A 21207-nucleotide genomic window follows, 5' to 3' on the forward strand; every position below is an offset into this window, starting at 1 on the left:
TTTTTTCTTAAAAGACTTAGCATGCAAAAAATCACAATATTCTGGTTTCGGAGAGATCTCAGGCTGGAAGACAATACCGGCCTTTACTATGCCTTGCAGCAGGAGAAAAACGTCTTACCGCTTTTTATTTTTGATCAAAACATTCTGGATGAGCTTCCCAAAAGGGATGCAAGAGTTCACTTTATCCATGACCAGATTCTCCGATTGAGCAATGAGCTCGAATCAAAAGGCGGTTCTTTGATGGTTCATTATGGGAAGCCTATCGAGATTTATCGAAAACTAGCTGAGCAATATGACATCTCCGCCGTCTATACCAATCGCGATTATGAGCCCTATGCCCGTAGTCGGGATCAAGAAGTAGAAAAGCTGCTGGAGGAAAAAGGTGCTTCCTTCTATACCTTCAAAGATCAGGTGATCTTCGAACCTGGGGAAATCCTAAATGGGTCAGGAGAATTTTACAAAGTATTCACGCCCTACAGCAAAGTATGGAAGGAGAAGTTTGAGAAGAAAAAAATTGAGCCTCTCTCCTATTTCCAGTGGAAAATCCTATTCCCCAAGAAAGATTTCAAAATCCCGAGCTTAGAAGAGCTGGGTTTTGAGCCTAGCGACGTCCAGATTCCCGCCAAAACCTGGGAGGATGAGCAGCTCAGAAACTATGACAAAAAACGAGATTTTCCGGCCAAAAATGGAACTAGCAGACTTGGCATTCACCTGAGGTTTGGCACCATTTCCATCCGAAAACTAGCACTTGAAGCATCCAAACTCAACGATACGTTTCTCAACGAACTCATCTGGAGGGAATTTTACATGTGCATTTTAGCAAATAATCCTGAGGTGGTAGACAGTGCCTTTAAGCCTGCCTATGATCAGATTCCTTGGAGAAATGACGAGGGTGAGTTTCAGGCTTGGTGTGAAGGTAAGACAGGATATCCGCTAGTAGATGCCGGTATGCGTGAGCTCAATCAAACCGGCTACATGCATAATCGTGTGCGAATGGTAGTCGCCTCATTCTTGACCAAACACCTCCTCATCGACTGGCGCTGGGGCGAGGCCTATTTTGCAGAAAAGCTACTGGACTATGAACTCGCTTCCAATAATGGAGGGTGGCAATGGGCAGCCGGAACAGGCACAGATGCACAGCCTTATTTCCGGGTTTTCAATCCAGAGTCTCAAATGGAGAAGTTTGACAAAGACCAGTGCTATATTAAAAAGTGGTTGCCGGAATTTGGCACAAAAGATTACCCAAAACCCATCGTAGATCATAAATTTGCAAGACAGAGAGCAATAGACACCTACAAAAAAGCACTGGATCAATGAATATAGGCGACCGAGTGAGACTCCTTCATAGAAAAGAAGAAGGCATCATCCGAAAGATTTCGAAAAGTGGAAGGATAGAAGTAGAAATTGAAGATGGTTTCATCATTCCGGCCATGAAGTCCGAAGCTGTGGTGATCTCAGAAGCCGAAAAGTCTTACTTTGGCACTTCGGATGAGCCAGATATCATTTCAGAAACTCCAGTTGCTATTTCTGCACCAAAGGATCAAGGGATTTATTTGGCATTTGTCCCGATCAATGATCAGAATTTAAGCTTGTACCTCATCAACGATAGCAAGCAAAACTATCTCATCCATATATCTGAGGTATTTGGTAGCAATCAACGGACGCTATTGGCAGAAAGCGTCAAGCCCGGCATTGCCAAAAAATTTGATGATCGCCTACTCAAAGAAATGGACCAATGGCCTGCTTTTCTATTGAGATTTCTGCCTATCCAAAACAGACTGGAAAAAGCGATTCCTCCATTTGAACGGCAGATCAAAATCAAGCCAACCCAGTTTTTTAAGCATTTGGGGACAGCTCCTTTTTTAAATAAATCCGCCTACCTCTTTCATCTGGAGCAAACCACCCAAGAACTGGATATCAGGGCGCTCAATCAGGAATTGGGAAAACTCAATCCCAAACCAGTCGAAAGTCCGGTCTCCAAACCCTCCAAAACCATCGACCTTCATATCGAAGAACTGGTGGATGAACATCAACAACTCAGCAATTCAGAAAAGCTCAGAATCCAGCTGGAAACTTTCGAGAAAAAACTCGATCAGGGCGTTCGCGCCGGGATGGACGAGATGACTTTCATCCATGGACTGGGCAATGGCGTACTCCGCAAAGAAATTCACAAGCGCCTGAGTCAAATGGAAAATATTAAGTACTTTCAAGACACCCAAAAAGATCAATGGGGCTATGGTGCGACTCTGGTAAGAATTTCCTAAGCGATGGCTGTCAAAATTTCTCCCGTATTTCAGGTTTTCGAGCAGCAGCATTCTGAAGCCAAAGAACTTTTTCTTGTGTTGGGACGCCAGATCAAGTCCAAAAAGGCTGAGGAACTCTACCGAAAACTCAATTTTCTAGAAACTTACAGTGACCTGCTTGCCAAGGTTCACTTCGAGCAAGAAGGCCTTCAATTTGACCTCTTTGCTCCTTTCAACAAGCTGGAGAAAAACCTCAAAAAAATCAACCATCTCAAAACGGTGGAGAGGGGGTTCAAAGCTCGACAAGAATCGGGGAAGTTGACCTACAATAGCTATGGGGCTTTTTTGGACGAGCATAAAAAAGGACTTTACACTGAGACATTTGATATGGTCGTGGGAAGTTCCCTGCGCCAATGGGATGACTTTTTGAGCAAGTCCAAGCAAGCCAGTAAAGGAATCAAGCCCCTGATGATCAATACGGCCATCAACCAGCTGATCCAGGAAGAACTTGAGTTTTTCCAGATGGAAAAACGAAAAGGCATGGACAGCAAAGCGCTCAAAGATCTCTATGTGGGACTACGAAAAATCATTCTTCTCGAAAACCTGCTTCTTCATCTGGGGTTCAATGCGATTTTTATCGACACAGTGCACAGTGAGATGGAGTCTCTCAAAAACCTCCTAAAAACCTGGTACTCCAATCATTTGGAACTCCAATCTTTGACATTTTTCTTAAGCGACAAGGAAAATGTCAGCAAAAAATACGTCGAATGGGTCAAGGAACTGACCCAAGAAAAGAAAAGCCTGTCTTCCAAAGTCGAAAAACAGGCTCTTACTTTATTTCAGAAAATTTTAATCTGACCCCAACTGGGCCAATGCTTCTGCAAGGTCATTTTTGAGATCTTCGGCATCTTCTATCCCCACACTCAATCGAATCAGGGAATCCACCAATCCTACCTTTTCCCGCTCCTCTTTAGGAATGCTCGCATGGGTCATGGACGCTGGATGTCCGCAAAGAGACTCGACGCCTCCAAGAGACTCTGCCAAGGAAAATAATTTAAATCCTTCCATCACTTTCTTGGCATCTTCCAGCTGGTTATTTACCAAGGTGAAAGATATCATCCCTCCGTAGTCCTTCATTTGTTTTTTGGCAATCGCATGATTGGGATGATCCTCAAAACCCGGCCAGTAGACCTTGGCTACTTTAGGATGGTTTTTGAGATAGGCGGCGATAGTTTTCCCATTTTGACAGTGCCTCTCCATCCGAATATGAAGTGTCTTGATACCTCTCAGCACCAAAAAACAATCCTGAGGACCAGGAGTAGCTCCACAGGCATTCTGGATAAAAGCCAGTCTTTGCGCCAGTTCGTCGTCATTGACCACCAAAGCTCCCATGACCACATCGGAGTGTCCGCCCAGATACTTGGTCACCGAATGCATCACGATATCCGCTCCCAGATCCAAAGGGGTCTGAATATAGGGTGACGCAAAAGTATTATCTACACCAAAGAGAATCTGATGCTTTTTGGCTACCTCTCCCAGCGCTTTGAGGTCCACGATATTCATCATCGGATTGGTAGGAGTCTCCGTCCAGATCAACTTTGTATTCTCATTGATTTTTTCCTCCACCGATTGTGTATCAGCCATCGGCACGAAGTGAAATTTGAGTCCGTATTTCTCAAATACTTTGGTGAAAAGCCGATAGGTACCACCATAAAGGTCATTGGTAGAAATGATCTCATCTCCCGGAGAAAAGAGTTTCAAAATAGCATCGACAGAAGCTAATCCAGAGGAAAAGCAAATGCCATGCTTGCCATTTTCCAAAGCTGCAAGACTATTTTGCAAGGCTGTTCTGGTGGGATTGTGAGTACGGGAATACTCATAGCCCAAGTGATCTCCCGGAGATCGCTGCACATAAGTAGAAGTCTGATAGATGGGAGTCATGATAGCTCCGGTAGATGGATCTGGTTCCACACCGGCATGAATCGCTTTGGTTCCGAATTTCATGGAAATTTGAATTGAATTTTTCAGTAAAAGGCAAAGGATGCAGGATGATTTGACAGCTTCCTTTATACTTGCAGCCCGGACTATCCCGAAGCATAGCCAAATATGACAAAAAAGGGCAATATTCTCCAAATCTTTCCTACTTACCTCAAGACTCAGCCTTGGGCTGCTTTGGGATGGCTATGGGTTCTTTTAGCTCCCAGTTTCGGGAGTATTTGGGTGATTGGCAATTATCCGCTTTTGGAGAAAATCTCTCCTGATAGCTACGGTGAACATTTGATGTTTATAGCGGCAGCAGGATTGATTATGGGGCTGGCAATACTACCCACCACATTCACGGCTCTAGTCACGGGGTATTTGATGGGTTGGTGGGGACTACTGGATATGGTCTTTGCCTATTCACTCGCCACTTGCATTGGCTATGGACTAGGCAGATGGTTCAATTCCGGATTTCTGGAAGTTCTCTTTGACAGAAACCCCGACTTCCAGTCTGAGCTACAAAAACGCGAAGGCAACCTTGGAAAACTTGTCTTTTTTATCCGGATCAGCCCGATAGTGCCTTTTGCAGTTTCCAACTTCCTCTTTGCATCGTTGAAAGTCTCGTTGAGAAAAGTCCTGATCTATGGCATTCTGGGGATGTTTCCGCGGACAGTTTTAGCCTTGCTTGCAGGCAAGTTGGCCAATGATTTTCTTCATGCCAGAGAAAACCTAAAAGACCCTTGGCAGCTTACTTTTTTGATCGCTTTCTTGGCTTTCAGTATCTGGGGAATCTGGGTCAATTGGAAAAAATCTGCAGCCTAGCGCAGCAAATACATTTTCCCATATCCTTTCTTAAATCCTCTGTCACCGGCCGTCGGTCTATGCTCGACAAATTGCCCATCGATGCGGACCAGTACCCGATAGATATAAACTCCATTGGCTAGTTGGTCTCCGAATTCATCTTTGCCATCCCATGCATACTCAGTCAGATTGTTTCCTATTCGCAGTGGGCCAAGCTCCTGCTGCAGGATCTCCCGGACCACCTTGCCAGTCACAGTCATGATCTGAATCTTGATCTCGTCTGGCACCTGACTTCCCGTCACTGTAAAAACAAAGCGAACGCTGGTGCTAAAAGGATTAGGGTATGGGTAGAAATTGGTGATGGTCGATTCATTGATCACCTCAAATGTCACTTCATATGGCGTCGGAGAATCATCATTTTGTACTCTCAATGTATAAATCCCATCTTCCAAAGGACCCGGCATTAAGGAAACTCTAAAGTCAGAATCCTCTGAGGCAGGAGTCCAAGTCAAATTGGGATCCGAGAAATTCAATCGGGTAAAGTCGCAGGACTCACAGCTTGACTTGAGGAATATATCCAAGCCTAGCGTATCGGTTTTATAAAGCAATGTCTGATCATTCTTCAGGATGGCATTGATCAGGACATTGGGCGACACGATATCTCCATCCATGATATAGATCCCTTCAAAATTCACATCTAATAATGACTGGGAGTCATCCGCGGCAACTGAGAAATAGGCTCCCAGATCCATCTGATTATTTCTGTAAGTCTGCTCGCGGAGAATCCGGGGGTTGGCAAAAATCTCCACCTCATACTCCCCAACATGTCCTTTGGAATTAAACTCGATACTATGACTTAAGCTTTCTCCTGCTTTTAGCGCAGCAAATTTTTTGGAGAATGTCTCTACTTGTTTGGATGTAGTATTGGTCAGCTTCCAATCCACCTGAATCGAGTCTAAAAAGTCATAATCAGAGATATTGACAAATTCAAAATCCAAATACCCCAATTCTCCCTCCTGAAGCTGAAGTGTGCTTTGTTGATTTTTCACTACCAAAGCTCCCTCAGGCACTCCGGTATAGTTCACTTGCCAGCGATCCAAATCCGACGGAGCTGTAGAGCTACTATCACTCATCGCATAGCGGAGACGTAAATATGGATAAGTTTCCGGACTGACAAAGGAAAGATCTATCTGCTCCGCAGACTCATTTGCCATCAGCAAGTCTTCCTGACCACTATCTCGAACACCCAAGATATCAAAAGAGGTATTTCCTTCTTCTACAAACCAAGGTTTGTCATTGATGTGTTGAAAAAACCGCTCCCAACTACTAGCAGGGCCGATTCTCGGGGTCAAGATTTTGCCATTGGTCAGATAGCCATCCAATTCGGTATCGAAAGACAAAGTCTGCTGACTCGCCGGCACTTCAAAATCCGGATTGCCTACTATCTCGATCGCCTCACCTGGCTGCATACCTTTCCGCCCATAGAGAATATATGGGTCGCCAGTTTGCAATGCACGGAGTGTCACTTCACTCGCCCCAAATTGCTTAATCAACTGATAAGCTTCATCCGGCCAGCTATCAAAAGTCACATTGCCCACGGAGAAGATGACCACATAATCCCCCTCTTCCACCCCTTCGGTAAACTGGCTCAGCATGGTATTGCCTGGAGTGGTAATCCATGAGTTTTGAATGCTCTGAATCAGCTGAGGAGACTTACCGCAAGATCTGGAATCCAAAATATCAAATCCCGGTACAGGCACAGGCAAGTAAGGCTGCAGCGTTTTCTGCTGAAAAGTCACCAAACCAAGCGAGCCATTGGGACAAAGTCTACTATTTGCATTGTTGACATTGTCGATGATATATGGAAGCTGATTGATATAAAACTGCGTATTTCGATAGCTCAGGGTATCTACAGAAGCTCCCGGGGTAAATACTTCTATTTCCAAATGGGTTTTCTCATACTCAAACTCCCTTTTGGATTCATCTGCCAATAAATTCTCCAGCTGATTTTCCTGAAGTTGCTGAAACCTGCGCTGGGTCCATCCCTCAGGTCCATTGGGGATGAAGGAAAAACTCGTCTGGGTCCACGCATCCGTTTCCCCTGCTTTGGGTTCCTGATACTTGGATCTCCAGTAATAAGTCATCGAATCTGCTTCTGACAAGAGATCCACCTCCCAACGCATCAACCCTCTCGTGGATGGTCGGACTTCCTTACGAAAAGCAGAATTAAAAGAAGCCGTAGTATCCAGCTGCACAATCAAGATCCTATCTTCTAGGCTTCCACCGGGGATTTGTGCGATCAATTCGACCTGTTGATCTGATACGATTCCATAGTCCCAAGGCGAAAGATGCAGCGTCCCACTCAGCGGAATGAATTGATTGATAGTGACCTGATTATTGGTATAGCTCATTTCCTCAGGATCTCTATCTGGATTGATCTCTAGGTAAAAACTATTTTCCCCAGCAGCATTCACTCCCATATTTGGAATGGTGAACTCCAGACTCGCTACTCGAGCCACTCCTGCCACTCGCACTGCTGGATAGGTGATTTCCTCTCCTGATGGCAAGCGTCTCTTGACCCGGAAATTGACAGAATCAGCGTTTACCAGTCCTATATTTCTCAATTGAAAACTCAAACGAAGGGAATCTGAAAGTGCTGAGATCGGCAACTCATCAAAACTGGAAATCTCCGCCTCACTTTCCTGAATGTAGTAATCCACCTTGGAAGCAGGAAACATCCTCAGTGCAGGATCTCCCATGAGGATCATCTGCTCCATATGAGAATAATTCAGCGGATTGGTGCCGTAGTTTTGGATAAAATCCCGCTCCGCTTCCATTTTCACTTCACCTACCGTTTTGTAGATCTGTGTACTATCGGCAAAAGCATTTTTGTAAAAAGAATCAGAATAGCGACGTAAATACACATCCACTCCGATTGCAGAATTTGCCATGATATTGGAAGCTCCCTTTTCAGGAGTGATCACCCAGTCTTCTCCCTGCGTATACGAATTGCCAAAGGCACTGCCATAATCGCAGCCATTGAAAAGCATCACAGGATATTTACCCTTATTCTGATAGTTAAGTGTAGGATCCGACGCAAACCCAATGTCAATATCCAAAATGGTGGGCGCCCCATGACCAAAGAATGTCACCAAAGATCGGCCTTCATTCAGATCACCAGTGATGTCGATCACCTCTACCTCCGAATTGGACCTCTTGCGGTAGGTAGTCACATTTCCCCCTAGAAAAGGCCCTTCAGCAATATCCTTGAAGCCATTCAAAAAGTTGTAATATCGATCCAACTCAAACTCGGACACACCACCGCCCAAGTGGATCAATTCCTTCTGCCAGGGCTCCGATAGGCCGAGTTCATCTTTTTCTTTCGCCTTCAGGAAATAGTCCTCCAACTGCTGTGATGTCTTGGCGGGGATCCTTCCCACAGCCATTGCCGGCACCATAGGATTAGTAGGATCCAGACCAATCACATACTGATTGTCGGAAAATGGATATCCTCCTACCGGCACCAAATCCTGAAAAGGGAACACAGCCGGATTATTTCTGTAAAAATATGTGACACCGCTACTCCGTGCTGTAGAATAAATAGCCAAGCCCCTCCCTGCCAGCAACATGTGAGTAGGGCGATGCACAGGAAAGTAAGTATGCAAAAACTCATACAAAGCCACAGGAGATCGCTCTCCGTAGCCATATTGATCATAGATCTCTTCCATGATCAAGGTCAAGGTATCAAAACCTCCACCGATTGGTGATGCCCGATGCTCTGCGTAGGTTTGGAGAGGATTGTCAAATTGCTCTGAAGCTAACTCCAGAGCTTTGCTTCCTACCAAGAGAAAATCGGCTTTTTGGGAAAGGTAATCCCGGAAACGAACTTTCTGTATGGCGTCGATTTGTTGGATCTGGGAAGCATTCTGAACCAAAATCTTACTGGGCCCCGCCTGTACTGATCCAACAAAAGCCAAAGCACCATTGGACCTGTCCAATACGATTTGCTGGGGATTAGCTGGGTCAGCTATATCATATCCCACATAGTCGGCCGCAGTAGATGTGATTCTGAGCTGTGTATTTCCTGTCGGAAAACTAAATATCTCATGCTCAAAATCTCCATTTGTTTTGGATTTCTGATATCGGATTTTGGCATAGGTGACAGAGACATTATCCGTACTTTCAGATCCATTAGGACTGATACCCAAGGTAATACTTCCGTTGGAGTTGAAATCTGACATCGCAAGAGGTATAGTCACCTGATCTGACTCATACCCCTGAAAAGTAGACACATAGACCTGCCTCATGTTACTTGCGCTCGTTCCTGCCAAAATCCTGACTGAATGAGTATTGGCAGAGCGACCCGTAAGCCCAATCTCAAGAAAGGCCTCTCCACTGGATGCTTTAGTCCCCAAATTGTCAAACACAAACTGTCGTGTAGCTCCCTTGCTGATCACCGAACTCATCCAGCCTTGCCCCTGATCGTAATTGGAAGTTCGGAATCCTAAAGCATAACTGACTCCCAATGAATATTGCTCGCTAAACACCTGCAATCTTTCCGACTGATAGCTTTGTGTTTGAGGCTCATTGACCGGAGCTGGGCGCACAGTCATTCGTTTGCCGGGGCTTTCTGCTACCGTGAGAAAAAATGCCGTCGTGTCAGTATGCGTATTGAAGTAAGGGTTGGGAATCGGAAGAGTTTCACTATACAAAATCGAGTCAAGACTTGCGTCATTTCTCATGCCATAAAAATCAATGAAATCGCCGCTATCAAATTTCCCATCCTGCTCTCCTTGCACATGGATCGCCACCTCTTTGCCTCGATGGAATAGTTTGAAATTCCGAGGATCCACGGTCCCCACATTCATCCCTGCCTGCTGCAATGCCTCTGGACTCAGCCGGTAGATACCATCTTGAGCAGTCGGGATTTTGAAATAATCCTGCCCGTAGCTATACCAAGGGCTTTGCTGCGCCATCGAATGAAAGGAAAAGCACCACAGTGCCCACATGAATAAAATTCTCCTCATCTAGTCCAGCCTTTAAATTTTCGAAAATCCTCCTCTAGCTTTTCCAAAGAAACTTTCACCGAAAAAATATGTGAATAAGGAGTATCGGAGACATTGCCAATATCAGACAATGCATAATCTATCTGAAAGCGCTCATTAAGCAGTACTCCCAAACCTGCACTAGGCATCATGGTCAATGATTCCTCTCCCTGGAAGTCCTTAATGTTTTGGAAATTGCTCAATCCTGCTCGAAGGAAAGCTATTCCTTTGAAGCCCAACTCCAATCCCAATTTAGGATCCAAACTCATGACAGGAGTAGAGATCAGCGTATTTCTCTCTCCATCGAATGTCATCTCCAGATCCAATGCTGTAAGCAGCTGCATATTTTTGCCTAGCCCCCACTGGTACGACAAGCTAGGAATGGCCCGAGGCAGTGTCAGCTCGACGGAATTGACCGGAATCTCATTGTCAGTATCAGCATAGATATCACGAACCAGCTCTGCATTGTGCGCCCAGGCGTTAAACGTAGTAGTAATATCCCGCAGCATGAGGCCCACTGTCAGTCTATCTTTGACATACATCCCACCGAGATCCAGTCCAAATCCCCATGCTGAAGCAAATTTCCCCACATTCCTGTGGATTACTTTGGCATTGGCTCCTACTTTGAAATGATCTGAGATATCTCGAGCATAAGTCAATAGCAAGGCATAATCAGCCGCATTGAAAAACTGGATATTGTCATAATTGAGTGCGCCATTGGCATCATAGAGAAATCGGGTATCCGGAATATCATCCACCCCAAAACGTATCAGGGAAATTCCCAATTGACTTTGATCCTTCAAAGGAGTCGTAAAAGCCAGATAATCATACTGGGCAATACCTGCAAAATACTCCGCATGCATCAACATCCCTTCGTATCGATGCTCCACTCCCATCAATCCGGCAGGATTCCAATACGCCGCCGTCACATCTCTGGCAGTAGCTACCTGGGCCCCTCCCATCCCCAACGCACGTGCTCCCACACCGATATTGAGAAATTCATTGGAATATTTTGGAGTGATATTTTGTGAAAAGCCACTGGTGATCGGAGCCAATAAGGCCAGAATCAAACTACAAAAAAGAAGACTTAAAATGGAATGGGCTTTCACGATTCCAAAATAACCAAATTCTTTTGAGAAGCGGGAATAGGATTTCGAAATTTGAAGCCTGAGAGATCCTCCCTGAAAAAAGTACTGAGATCAAGTGCTTCTACCTCTCCCGATTCTTTGCTCTCCAGACTATTCTGGTCTTGCAGTTTGTCTCAAATCTCCAACTTCTAAAAAGATCTTCCTGTACGCCATCGGACACTTTGATGTACGCATTTTCGACAGCAAACGAACTAGAAACTTCGATAAAAAAGACCTGAAATATTTTTTTCAAACGAAGACCAACGTGACAAATCATCCTAAATGACCTATAGAGGCACATTTTTCAGAATTCTGCATTACCTAGAGCATATTTATAGCAAGGAATTAGGCAATACAAGGTAGCTTGGAAAAGATTGGTATCATTTTTCCATTCCTAGGACTATCGGGAAAATCTCCCATTCAGAAATGAACCACGAATCATGAACGTCGCCAACACACAAATTCAAATGCGCAAGGGACTTCTGGAGTTTTGTGTCCTGCACATCATCTCCCGGGGTGAGGTCTATACGTCAGACCTGATCGATGAGCTGACCCAAGCTCAGATGATCGTAGTAGAAGGAACACTCTATCCCCTACTCAATCGGCTCAAATCTGCTGCTCTGGTGGAATACCGCTGGGTGGAATCCGAATCAGGACCTCCCAGAAAATACTATTCCATCACAGAAGACGGGAAGTCTTTCTTGGGTACTCTCTCCGAGACTTGGACTTCTCTGGTCAATTCAACCCATCAAATCACCTCAAAGAATTGAACATCGCACCAGTAGCAAATCGCCCTGCTAAAGCCGACCAAAACTGAAATGACAATGAAAAAGACCATAAGCATCAATATCAGTGGGATTTTGTTCCACATCGAAGAAGACGGCTACGATACACTCCGAAAGTATCTTGATGCCATCAATCGACACTTCTCTTCCTACAAAGACAACCAGGAAATCATCTCTGATATCGAAAATCGAATAGCGGAGATTTTTCTGAGCAATCTCAAAAACAACAAGCAAGTCATCACTGCTGAAAATGTGGACAAGCTTATTGAAAAAATGGGAACCATCGCCGATTTCGTTTCGGTAGAAAAGACTTTGGATGAAACCATTGAGGATGACAAGCCCAAAAACTCTGAGGACTACTACAAGTATGTCACCCCTCCCAATTCCGATAAGAAAGGCTACAAAAAGCTGATGCGAAACGAACCTCGCAAAATCCTCGGGGGGGTTTGTGCAGGTTTGGCAAATTATTTTGCCATAGATCCGCTTTGGACTCGTCTGATTGCCATCTTGCTCTTGTTTTCTGGCAATTTGAATTTTCATTTTGATGTCTTCGACATCTTCCCTTGGGACAATTTCCGCTTCAATTTGGGACTGGGATTTTTCACAATCGTAGCATACATCGTGATGTGGATCATCTTACCAGTCTCTTATGACATCGAGGAGGACAAAGACATCAAAAAACTCTACCGAAACCCTGATGACAAAGCAGTGGGTGGTGTTGCCAGCGGTTTGGCTGCCTACTTCGGTATCGAAGTGATCTGGACCAGACTCGCGTTTGTGGTATTGACCTTAGCAGGTGGATCAGGTGTATTGATCTATCTGATTTTATGGATCATCACCCCAGTTGCCACGTCTATTACTGAGCGCATCCGGATGAAAGGTGGAGAAATCACTCTGGACAATATTGACTCTACGCTGAAAGAAAACCTAAATCCTATCCCTCCCAAACCGGAATCTCAAACCAGAAAAATACTGATGGCTCCATTTCGGGTGTTAGGACAGGCCATTGAAGCGATCGGCAAAGCCTTGGGCCCATTGGGAGTTTTCATTATCTCTGTATTGAGAGTACTCTTTGGCTTGGTGATATTCTTGATTGGAATGGTATTGACGATCACTCCCTTATTTACGTTGGCAGTGTATTTAGGCCTCTTTGCCACTGACGACTACCAGGCCTTGATGGACAATTTCCCCATCGAATTGTTTTCTAACATCGTCCCTATCTGGTTGGCAGTAGGAGCCAGTTTGCTACTCATCATTCCGGGGATCATCATTTTGATGCTGGGCCTGAGTGTCTTAAGCAAAAAGAACCTTGTCGGCAACCGATTTGGTCTGGTAGCTTTTGCGATATGGCTTCTTTGCTTCGGAATCTGCGCATTCCAGATCCCGAGAATTGTGGCTCAGTTCAAGGAAGAAAACTGGCATAAAACCTCCGAAGTCCTCAATCCTGCTGATGGGATCCTAATTTTGAGACTGAATCCTATCAGCGATGAAGCGTCCTTCAACCATGTCAGTCTCAAGCTAGAAGGAACGGCTGACTCTTCGGTTGTTTTGGACAAGGACTTTTTCTCAAGAGGAAAAACTAAAGCTGAAGCGCTGGCCAATGCCCAAAAATTCGATTATTCTGTCGCTGTGACTGATTCAGTGGTAGTTTTCGAAGAAGGGTTTGATATCAGTAATCTGGACATGTTCCGGGACCAAAAACTCAACCTGATCTTGAAGGTGCCTTACGAAAAACCGTTTATCATGGAGCGGTCCCTACTGGAGATCATCCGAAATACGATTTATAGAAATGGCTATCGCTCTTCAGATGTCAATTCTTCCACCATTTGGGCATTCAATGAGGCCGGCTTGGTTTGCCTGACTTGCAGATCTGAATCCGATGAAAATGAAACCATGGATGAGGAAGAAGAGGCCGCCAACGAAGAACTGGAAAAGCAAAACCGGGAAACTCTGGACAGTCTTTCAAGAGTCAAGTTCAGACAAGAACCTGACAGTCTGGACTAAATAATCAAGAGGCATCCATTTGGATGCCTCTTTTTTTGTATCTTCTATGGCAAAAGCAATAAACCATGGATGTAACTGTAAAATTTTTAGGTGGAGCGGGCTCTGTCACCGGCTCCAAATACTTGATCGATCTGGGCGAATTTGAGTTTCTGGTAGACTGTGGACTTTTTCAGGGACCTAGAGACCTCCGAGAGAGAAACTGGGACAAATTCCCCATGCCACTTCAGGACATGGAAGCCATCATCATCACCCATGCGCACTTGGACCATATAGGTTATTTGCCCAGACTAGTGAGACAAGGCTTCAGTGGACCTATTTATTGCACAGAACCGACGGCCGAACTCGCCAAAATCTTACTCTTAGACTCTGCAAAATTGCAGGAAGAAGAAGCTGAGTACGCCAGAAAGAAAGGTTATTCCCGACACAGCGACCCTCAGCCACTGTATACAATAGAGGATGCAGAAGCAGTATTTCCGCTTCTAGTGCCCCAGCCTTTTGAAGAGCCTTTCCAGATTCATCCCACCATTACGGTGACCTACTATCACGCTGGACATATTTTAGGTGCGGCTGTCACCAAGATCCTCATCCGGGGAGATCAACAGGAAAAACGCCTCGTATTCTCAGGCGACTTGGGAAGATTTCATGACCCTCTACTCTACCCGCCCACTTTGGTACCTCGAGCTGATATCTTATGGATAGAATCCACCTACGGAGACCGAATATCTCCCAAGACCAAACCAGAGGAAGAGTTGGGAAGAGCAATTCGAGATATATTTGATCGGGACGGGCTGGTCATCATTCCTTCCTTCGCAGTAGGGCGCACCCAGTTGGTACTATACTATTTATTTCAGCTGATGAAAAAAGGTAAAATCCCAAAAGTGCCCATTTTTCTGGATTCGCCCATGGCGATCAATGCGACCAAAGTATACCTGGACTATGGAAAAGATCATCAATTAGCTGCTATGCTGGAGCAAGAAAATCAGCATCCATTCAACCATGATCAGCTCCACTATTACCAAAAACAAGAACAATCCAAGTCACTCAATGAGTATCGGGGCCGTGCGATCATCATATCTGCCTCAGGCATGGCCACCGGGGGGAGAGTTCTCCATCACCTATTTCACCACTTACCTCATGAAAAAAACGGGGTAATATTTGTGGGCTACCAAGCAGAAGGAACTAGAGGGAGAAGACTGATCGAAGGAGAACCCAGCGTGAGAATCTATGGTTTGGAAGTGCCAGTCAAGGCAAAAATTCACCAAATAGAAGGACTCAGTGCCCATGCTGACCAAGAAGAACTGCTAGAATGGGCCGATGGATTTTGCGAAAAACCCAAATTGACTTTTATCATCCATGGGGAAGGACGCGGAGCGGCGGTGCTCTCTCAAAAATTGAAAGAAGAAAATGGATGGAATACCATCATTCCTCAATATTTGGAATCATTTGTGCTATTCGAAGGGATATAAATCCTTTTTGAAATGAAAACACTCACCAACCTATTTCTTGTCACGCTAGTAATCACGCTATTGGCCTATTGCAAACCTATCAAACCTGAAGGGGAAGGAATCACAGGCACTGTCTCCTGGCTGGAAGGAAATCAGATGCCCAGTATCTCCGATGATGAAGGCAGCAAAAAAGATAACACTCCTACTCAAAACAAGGTACAGAGAACCCTTTTGATCTACCCGCTCACCAATGTGGCCGACACCAAGATGGAAAATGGTGTTTTTACCACCATCAATGGTGATCCTGTGACTACAGTAGAAACAGACGAAAACGGACACTATCAATTGAAGCTAAACCCTGGCAGATATTCAGTTTTTACTCAGGAAGAAAACGGGCTATTTGCAAATATCTTTGATGGAGACGGCAACATCCAACCTGTCACTATCAAAGAAAGTGAATGGGTTCTGCTGGACATTGTGATCAATTACAAAGCGGTCTACTAAAGCGTCGCTTTTATCTCTTGGATAAACTAGATTTTAAGAAAAAGAAACCTGAAATTTAGGTTTCTTTTTCTCTTTTAGGGAGAAAACGTAATCAACAAAACCAGAATCGGTTCCGATTTTCACCTACCACCCAAACCACATCCACTTGATTTACTGAGTATTATATGAATTTTAAATTTTTTTATAGTTTTTTTAGATCTGGATGCAACGTTTTTTAACAAACCCACATCTACCTATTTGAAAGCTCAGCAGAATGTTCGGCAAAACAAACTTTTCAAACGAATCAGGATTAATCAAAGCATGCCTCAAGGGTGATCGGTCAGCCCAGCGGCACCTGTATGACTCCTATTCGGGAAAGTTTCTGGCGATCTGCATCCGATACCTCAAAGATCGGGAGCATGCTGAGGATGTGATGATAGAAAGCTTTATGAAAATCTTCGATAAGCTTCCCCAATATCAAGCAAAAGGAAGCTTTGAAGGATGGATGAAACGGATCGTCGTCACTCAGTCTTTGATGACATTGAGAAGCAATCGTCATCTCATGATGGAAGTCAATGTGGAAGATGACCATGAATATGAGCATCACCACTACGAATCTACGGATTTGGAAACGGCGGATCTGATGGAACTGGTAGAGAGTCTACCGGTAGGTTACCGGACGGTATTCAACCTCTATGCGATAGAGGGATATGCGCATCAGGAAATTGCAGAACTCCTCGGAATCACCGAAAGCACCTCAAAATCCCAGTTGAATCGTGCCAGGAATGTATTGAAGGAAAAAATTGCCAGTATACAACTCAAAGAAAGGAGAATCAATGGCTAAAAATAATGAAAGTATGGATCGGATGTTTCGGGAAAAACTCGAAAATCATCAAGTCAAACCCAGTCAATTGGCTTGGGAGCGACTGGAAAACCAACTGCCAGAAAAAGAAAAGTCTCATACCCGCATTTACTGGTGGGCTGCGGCTGCGGTCCTCCTGATACTCCTCTCTGTGGGTACAGGACTCTGGTCTGGTGACGAGACCATCCCTGAGGAAAATCTCCTGACAGAAAATACGCAAACAGAACTTCCAAATACTAGTCCCGAAACCCCAGAGGTAGAGCCTCTACCCGAAAATCCAGAAGAAGAGAACAACCTCTCTACCGAAGAAAAAACTCCGGAGACTAAACCAACTATTCAAACACCAAAAACACAGGAAGCTCAGAAAGCAAACAAAAAAGAAGAGCTGACAACTACACAAAACCTGATCGCACAAAGTGAAACTCCAGCGGCTAACTCTGAAAAAGAAGATAAGTCAAAAGCCATTGAGCCATTGCTGATCGAGAAAGAAATACCTGAACTGAAACCATTGGATCTCAATCAAGCTGTAGCCACAGTAGAAACCAAGACCGAGGAAGAGCCTGCCTACAAAGTGACGATCTACTCCAACGGAATCAAAGAAGACAAAAACCTGATAGCCGGAATCGGCAAAAAGGTCAATCAAGTCGAAGGTTTTCTTGGAAAAGTAGACGAAGGTCTGGCCAATATTCAGGATGCCAAAAGCAACCTGTTCAACAACCTGACCGCCAAACGAGACAAAGTGACCGAAGAAGAGTAATAAAAGAATCACCAACCCATTATTTGAAGAAAAATGAAAAGATACCTGCTATTATTTTGCCTGATGGCGATGGTACAGATGGCCTACGCCTCTGAAATGCCAGCCATCGATCACAAAATCAATCAAGATTCGGTGGTCATCGAATTCGGTAAATCCGGAAAAGTAGTCATCCTCGTAGAAAATAAAGAGGACTTCGAAAAACTCAAATCCATGAACATCAATGAGATCATCCGATCACTGGATTTGGAAGAAAATGAAGAAACTGGTGAACTGACCATCGTAGAAATGAAAATGAAAGATGGCTCATCCAAAGAAATCGTCAAAGTCCGGGAAGACGGCCCAGAGACGGAAGTTCAAATCGGAAACATGCGCATCTATGTCGATGAATCCGGCCCCAATACCAAAGTCAAAGTAGAACCGGGAGGAAAGAAAAAAAACTCGGACCCTCCCTTCAGAACCTTTTTCAATATCGATCTAGGTGTCAATAATTACCTGTCCTCCGAGGGCGGTTTTCCTACCTCAGACAAGCCCTATGCGGTGAAAGGCTGGGGAAGCTGGAATGTCGGCCTCAACTGGATGGCCGCTCAGCGAATCTCCAAAGGGTTTTATTGGGACTTTGGGATAGGCTTTCAGTTTTACAATTTCAAATTTGAAAACCGGGACTTCCAAGCTGTCAGAGGAGAGGACATGATCGAATTTATCCAAAGAACAGACGTGGATGGGTTCAAATCCAAAATTTCCGCCTCTTACATCACAGCCACCACCATGCTGGAGCTGGATTTTGGAAGAATGAATGACAATGGCCGAAGAGGTCTCAGAGTCGCAGCAGGACCATATGTAGGCTATCGTCTGGGCGGTCAGTCCAAGTTTGTCTACCGAGAACTGGGTGGATCCGGACGCAAAAAGGACAAGCAAGATACCGGACTCTATCTGGAAAACCTCCGCTACGGTATCCGGGGAGAGATAGGTTTTGGAAGGGTGAATTTCTTTACTACCTATGATCTCAACTCTCTTTTCCAAGATCAAAAAGGTCCTGAGCTGAATCCAATCACCTTCGGAATAGTATTCTAACTAATTGGGGAGCATGTCTCCCCTCCTTCTACTTTTATCTAAACCAACATGAAAAAAATCAACTTACTGATCGCATTCTTTTCACTTCTCAGTCTAGGAGTCTATGCACAGTCATCGGACACCAGCAAAGTAGCAGAAAGAGAAAAGACCTATACCATTTTTGGTAAATCCTGGAAAGTCATCCAATATGAAGATGGCACCAAAGTGTACGAGTGGGAAGAAGAAAGCCGAGACTATACTGAAGTCTACTCATCCAAGAAAAAGGCTACCAAATTCGATTACAACTTCCTAGAGTCAGAAGTCGGAATCAATATCTATCCCAATGACAAAGGAGCTCCTCAAGTGAAGCCATGGGGCAGCTGGTTCGTTTCCTTGCAATCTGTCGGCACCTGGAAACCCAGCAAAAACTTTCATCTGAGGTCTACATTGGGAGTGAGCTGGTACAACTTTAAGTTTGACGATGAAACCATCATTGCAGTCAAAAATCCAGACGGATTGGATTTTGTCAATTTTGACGAGCTACCAGATGGACCTGAGGGCACTCCTACCAAATCTAAGATCTCAGCATCTTACGCTACCTTGACCATCATCCCGACAGTCCGCACCAACAATGGCAATTTCAGATTCGGAGCAGGAGGCTATGCCGGCTACCGCATCGGTGGGCGTGGCAAGTACGTCTACGATGACCTCGATGGTGACAAACAAAAAGAATATACCAAATCAAATATGTATGTGGAAAATTTCCGCTACGGGCTCCGAGGAGAAATCGGCATAGCAGACGTCACCTTTTTCTTCAATTACGACCTAAACGATCTTTTCCAACCCGGACTTGGACCTGAGCTTCAGGCGATGAGTTTCGGTCTACGAGTCAACTAAATACAGCAGCACTATGAAAAAAACTTGGACAAACCTTTTCCTTTCACTCACTTTCGTACTGGTGAGTACGTTGGCCTTTGCACAAAGCAATGTGCTGGTAGACGTCAATAGAGCCTATCCCGGAGTCAAGACTATCGAGATTCAAGGTGGATGGCTAGATGTGAGCTACCAAGGAGGAACCTCCTCAGAAGTACAGGTCGAGGCTTATTTGGCTTCAGAAGACGACGATCAAGACATCGTATTTGTCACTTTGGGAGATGTGCTGAAAATCTCTTATGAAAGAAGCTCGAGAAATGGCTCCTGGAATTCCCGATCCAAAGGTTGGATTAAAATTACAGGTCCAGAATCGATAGATCTGAATATCAAAAATAGCTCGGGCAATCTGGTAGTAGACCGTGTCAGCAATGATGAAACCAACCTCAAAGTAAGCTCAGGAAAAATCACCGCCTCCCACATACAAGGTGACCTCATGATCAATGCCACCTCTGGCAACCTGGAAGTAGACGGAGTCAATGGCAACGTGAGGGCTGGCATGACCTCTGGCAATGCCGATATGTTCAATATTTCCGGGGACTTGGCCTACAAGTCAACCAGTGGATCCTTGGAGGCTGAGAATGTAGAAGGAGAATTGAGTGTCAGCCTTACCTCAGGCAATGCAAAACTCAACAATATTGGCCAGTTGGGACTGCTCAAATTCACCTCAGGAAATATTCGTGCGGAAGGTGCCGGCTTGGGGCCAAACACGGAATTTTCCGGCACATCCGGTAATTTCAGAGTGCAGACCAACTCGGATCTGAAAGGCTATAATTTTGCCTTGAAAGCTTCCTCCGGTAATCTAAAAGTGGGAGGAATCAGCACAGGAAAGACATTGGAGATCGACAATGGCGCCTCCAACACCATCAAAGGCAGTATCTCTTCTGGAGGTATTACCATTGATAATTGATGTTTTTAGGTCTTTATTCAAAAAAAATAGTCTCGGATATTCTGAGACTATTTTTTTGATCAGGAAGGTCTAACCGCCCCTGAGCGTGTCTCCACGCTCAGTCCAAATGGGGAAATATTCTTTACAATTTAGCGGAGACCTTCCTACTGTAAGCAGAAAGGATTTAAAGGAAATTTTTTAGTTGAAAAAGCGTTTTTTCTTTTTACCAAAATCTCACCAATGCCTAAGATCCCTTCACCTGATCGAAGCATTCGTGAGGACACGAATGCAGGCGAAACACTAGAGTTATTTTTTTCAGGAAGGTCTTGCGATTTCTTTGACAATTTCAGCATCCTCCTTACTCAATTTGAGCAAGCGCTTAATTCTGTCTGGAGTAGGCTTTGCCAAAGAATAAAAAAGCAAGGTCACGGCAAAAATCACCACATACATAGGACTTTTGAAAAATAGCAGTCCTACTGTACTGATCAGAGATGTCGTAAAAAGAATCAAAAACCTAACCCGTGTTGCCTCTAGATACTCGTGGAGCTTCTCACTCAATTCTTCTCTTTGGGAGGTGTCCTTTAGCTTTTTATGAAACAATAAGTACTGCACCACCAATAGTCCAATTCCTGCTCCATACAATAAACCATCCGCCCAATCTGGCAGTGCGGGCAATCCCCAATCCATATTGCCTGAATTGTAGTACAGATATACCATTCCGAACAGCGGCAAACTGACCACCATCAGGATCAATATCACCACTTCCAGACTTTTATATTTCTTCTTCAACTGTTCCAAAACCAAGC

17 protein-coding genes are annotated in these 21207 nt (G+C 44.7%); 13 read left to right on the forward strand and 4 right to left on the reverse strand.

Annotation, left to right across the window (positions count from 1 at the left end; all coding sequences use genetic code 11):
• The first annotated feature begins 21 nt into the window (after window positions 1-21).
• The 3 genes from G460_RS0107395 to G460_RS0107405 are packed head-to-tail and all read left to right on the forward strand — an operon-like array spanning window position 22 to window position 3101.
• Window positions 22-1317 (forward strand): cryptochrome/photolyase family protein, encoded by a 1296-nt coding sequence (locus tag G460_RS0107395; RefSeq protein ID WP_026954754.1) that lies wholly within the window; start codon window positions 22-24, stop codon window positions 1315-1317.
• On the forward strand, window positions 1314-2264 hold the full coding sequence (locus tag G460_RS0107400; RefSeq protein WP_026954755.1) for a Smr/MutS family protein: 951 nt from the start codon (window positions 1314-1316) through the stop codon (window positions 2262-2264). Before G460_RS0107395 ends, G460_RS0107400 begins: the two co-directional genes overlap by 4 nt.
• Window positions 2265-2267: 3 nt before the next feature.
• Window positions 2268-3101 carry a hypothetical protein gene (locus G460_RS0107405; protein ID WP_026954756.1) on the forward strand — a complete coding sequence of 278 codons (834 nt, stop codon included), beginning with the start codon at window positions 2268-2270 and terminating at the stop codon, window positions 3099-3101.
• On the opposite strand, the gene G460_RS0107410 is transcribed toward G460_RS0107405, so the two are convergent.
• The gene (locus G460_RS0107410) at window positions 3093-4247 is read right to left on the reverse strand and encodes a cystathionine gamma-synthase (protein ID WP_026954757.1); all 1155 of its coding nucleotides are present in this window, start codon (window positions 4245-4247) and stop codon (window positions 3093-3095) included. The genes G460_RS0107405 and G460_RS0107410 overlap by 9 nt on opposite strands.
• Window positions 4248-4349: 102 nt before the next feature.
• Here G460_RS0107410 and G460_RS0107415 point away from each other — a divergent pair, with 102 nt between their 5' ends.
• Entirely contained in the window at window positions 4350-5045 is a 696-nt protein-coding gene (locus G460_RS0107415) for a TVP38/TMEM64 family protein (protein ID WP_051315961.1), read from the forward strand.
• On the opposite strand, the gene porU2 is transcribed toward G460_RS0107415, so the two are convergent.
• Together porU2 and G460_RS0107425 are read right to left on the reverse strand one after the other, a co-directional pair.
• Window positions 5042-10051 carry a putative type IX secretion system sortase PorU2 gene (gene porU2, locus G460_RS0107420; RefSeq protein ID WP_026954759.1) on the reverse strand — a complete coding sequence of 1670 codons (5010 nt, stop codon included), beginning with the start codon at window positions 10049-10051 and terminating at the stop codon, window positions 5042-5044. The genes G460_RS0107415 and porU2 overlap by 4 nt on opposite strands.
• Window positions 10048-11139 carry a putative type IX sorting system protein PorV2 gene (locus G460_RS0107425; RefSeq protein WP_425393929.1) on the reverse strand — a complete coding sequence of 364 codons (1092 nt, stop codon included), beginning with the start codon at window positions 11137-11139 and terminating at the stop codon, window positions 10048-10050. Before G460_RS0107425 ends, porU2 begins: the two co-directional genes overlap by 4 nt.
• 497 nt (window positions 11140-11636) lie before the next feature.
• Between G460_RS0107425 and G460_RS0107430 the strand changes: the two genes are divergently transcribed.
• The 9 genes from G460_RS0107430 (at window position 11637) to G460_RS0107470 (ending at window position 20422) form a co-directional block, all read left to right on the forward strand.
• Window positions 11637-11966: a PadR family transcriptional regulator gene (locus G460_RS0107430; protein WP_026954761.1), complete on the forward strand. Its 330-nt coding sequence runs from the start codon at window positions 11637-11639 to the stop codon at window positions 11964-11966.
• 54 nt (window positions 11967-12020) lie between these two features.
• Window positions 12021-13985, forward strand: a complete 1965-nt coding sequence (locus G460_RS0107435) for a PspC domain-containing protein (protein ID WP_026954762.1) — start codon at window positions 12021-12023, stop codon at window positions 13983-13985.
• A 65-nt stretch (window positions 13986-14050) separates the two neighbouring features.
• A complete protein-coding gene (locus tag G460_RS0107440) occupies window positions 14051-15451 on the forward strand; it encodes an MBL fold metallo-hydrolase RNA specificity domain-containing protein (protein ID WP_026954763.1) in 1401 nt (466 codons plus the stop codon).
• 12 nt (window positions 15452-15463) lie between these two features.
• A complete protein-coding gene (locus G460_RS0107445; RefSeq protein ID WP_026954764.1) occupies window positions 15464-15934 on the forward strand; it encodes a hypothetical protein in 471 nt (156 codons plus the stop codon).
• 253 nt (window positions 15935-16187) lie between these two features.
• Entirely contained in the window at window positions 16188-16757 is a 570-nt protein-coding gene (locus tag G460_RS0107450) for an RNA polymerase sigma factor (protein WP_026954765.1), read from the forward strand.
• Window positions 16750-17532 carry a hypothetical protein gene (locus G460_RS0107455; protein ID WP_026954766.1) on the forward strand — a complete coding sequence of 261 codons (783 nt, stop codon included), beginning with the start codon at window positions 16750-16752 and terminating at the stop codon, window positions 17530-17532. The genes G460_RS0107450 and G460_RS0107455 overlap by 8 nt, the downstream gene beginning before the upstream one ends.
• Before the next feature lie 33 nt (window positions 17533-17565).
• On the forward strand, window positions 17566-18603 hold the full coding sequence (locus G460_RS0107460; RefSeq protein ID WP_026954767.1) for a hypothetical protein: 1038 nt from the start codon (window positions 17566-17568) through the stop codon (window positions 18601-18603).
• Between the two features lie 48 nt (window positions 18604-18651).
• Complete coding sequence (locus tag G460_RS22635; protein WP_051315962.1) at window positions 18652-19479, forward strand: outer membrane beta-barrel protein; 828 nt, start codon at window positions 18652-18654, stop codon at window positions 19477-19479.
• A 13-nt stretch (window positions 19480-19492) separates the two neighbouring features.
• Window positions 19493-20422, forward strand: a complete 930-nt coding sequence (locus G460_RS0107470) for a DUF4097 family beta strand repeat-containing protein (protein WP_026954768.1) — start codon at window positions 19493-19495, stop codon at window positions 20420-20422.
• A gap of 294 nt (window positions 20423-20716) precedes the next feature.
• Here G460_RS0107470 and G460_RS0107475 read toward each other — a convergent pair whose 3' ends face one another.
• Window positions 20717-21199, reverse strand: a complete 483-nt coding sequence (locus G460_RS0107475) for a hypothetical protein (RefSeq protein ID WP_157366886.1) — start codon at window positions 21197-21199, stop codon at window positions 20717-20719.
• Window positions 21200-21207 lie beyond the last annotated feature (8 nt).

Source organism: Algoriphagus vanfongensis DSM 17529 (genome assembly GCF_000429465.1).
GTDB classification, from domain to species: domain Bacteria; phylum Bacteroidota; class Bacteroidia; order Cytophagales; family Cyclobacteriaceae; genus Algoriphagus; species Algoriphagus vanfongensis.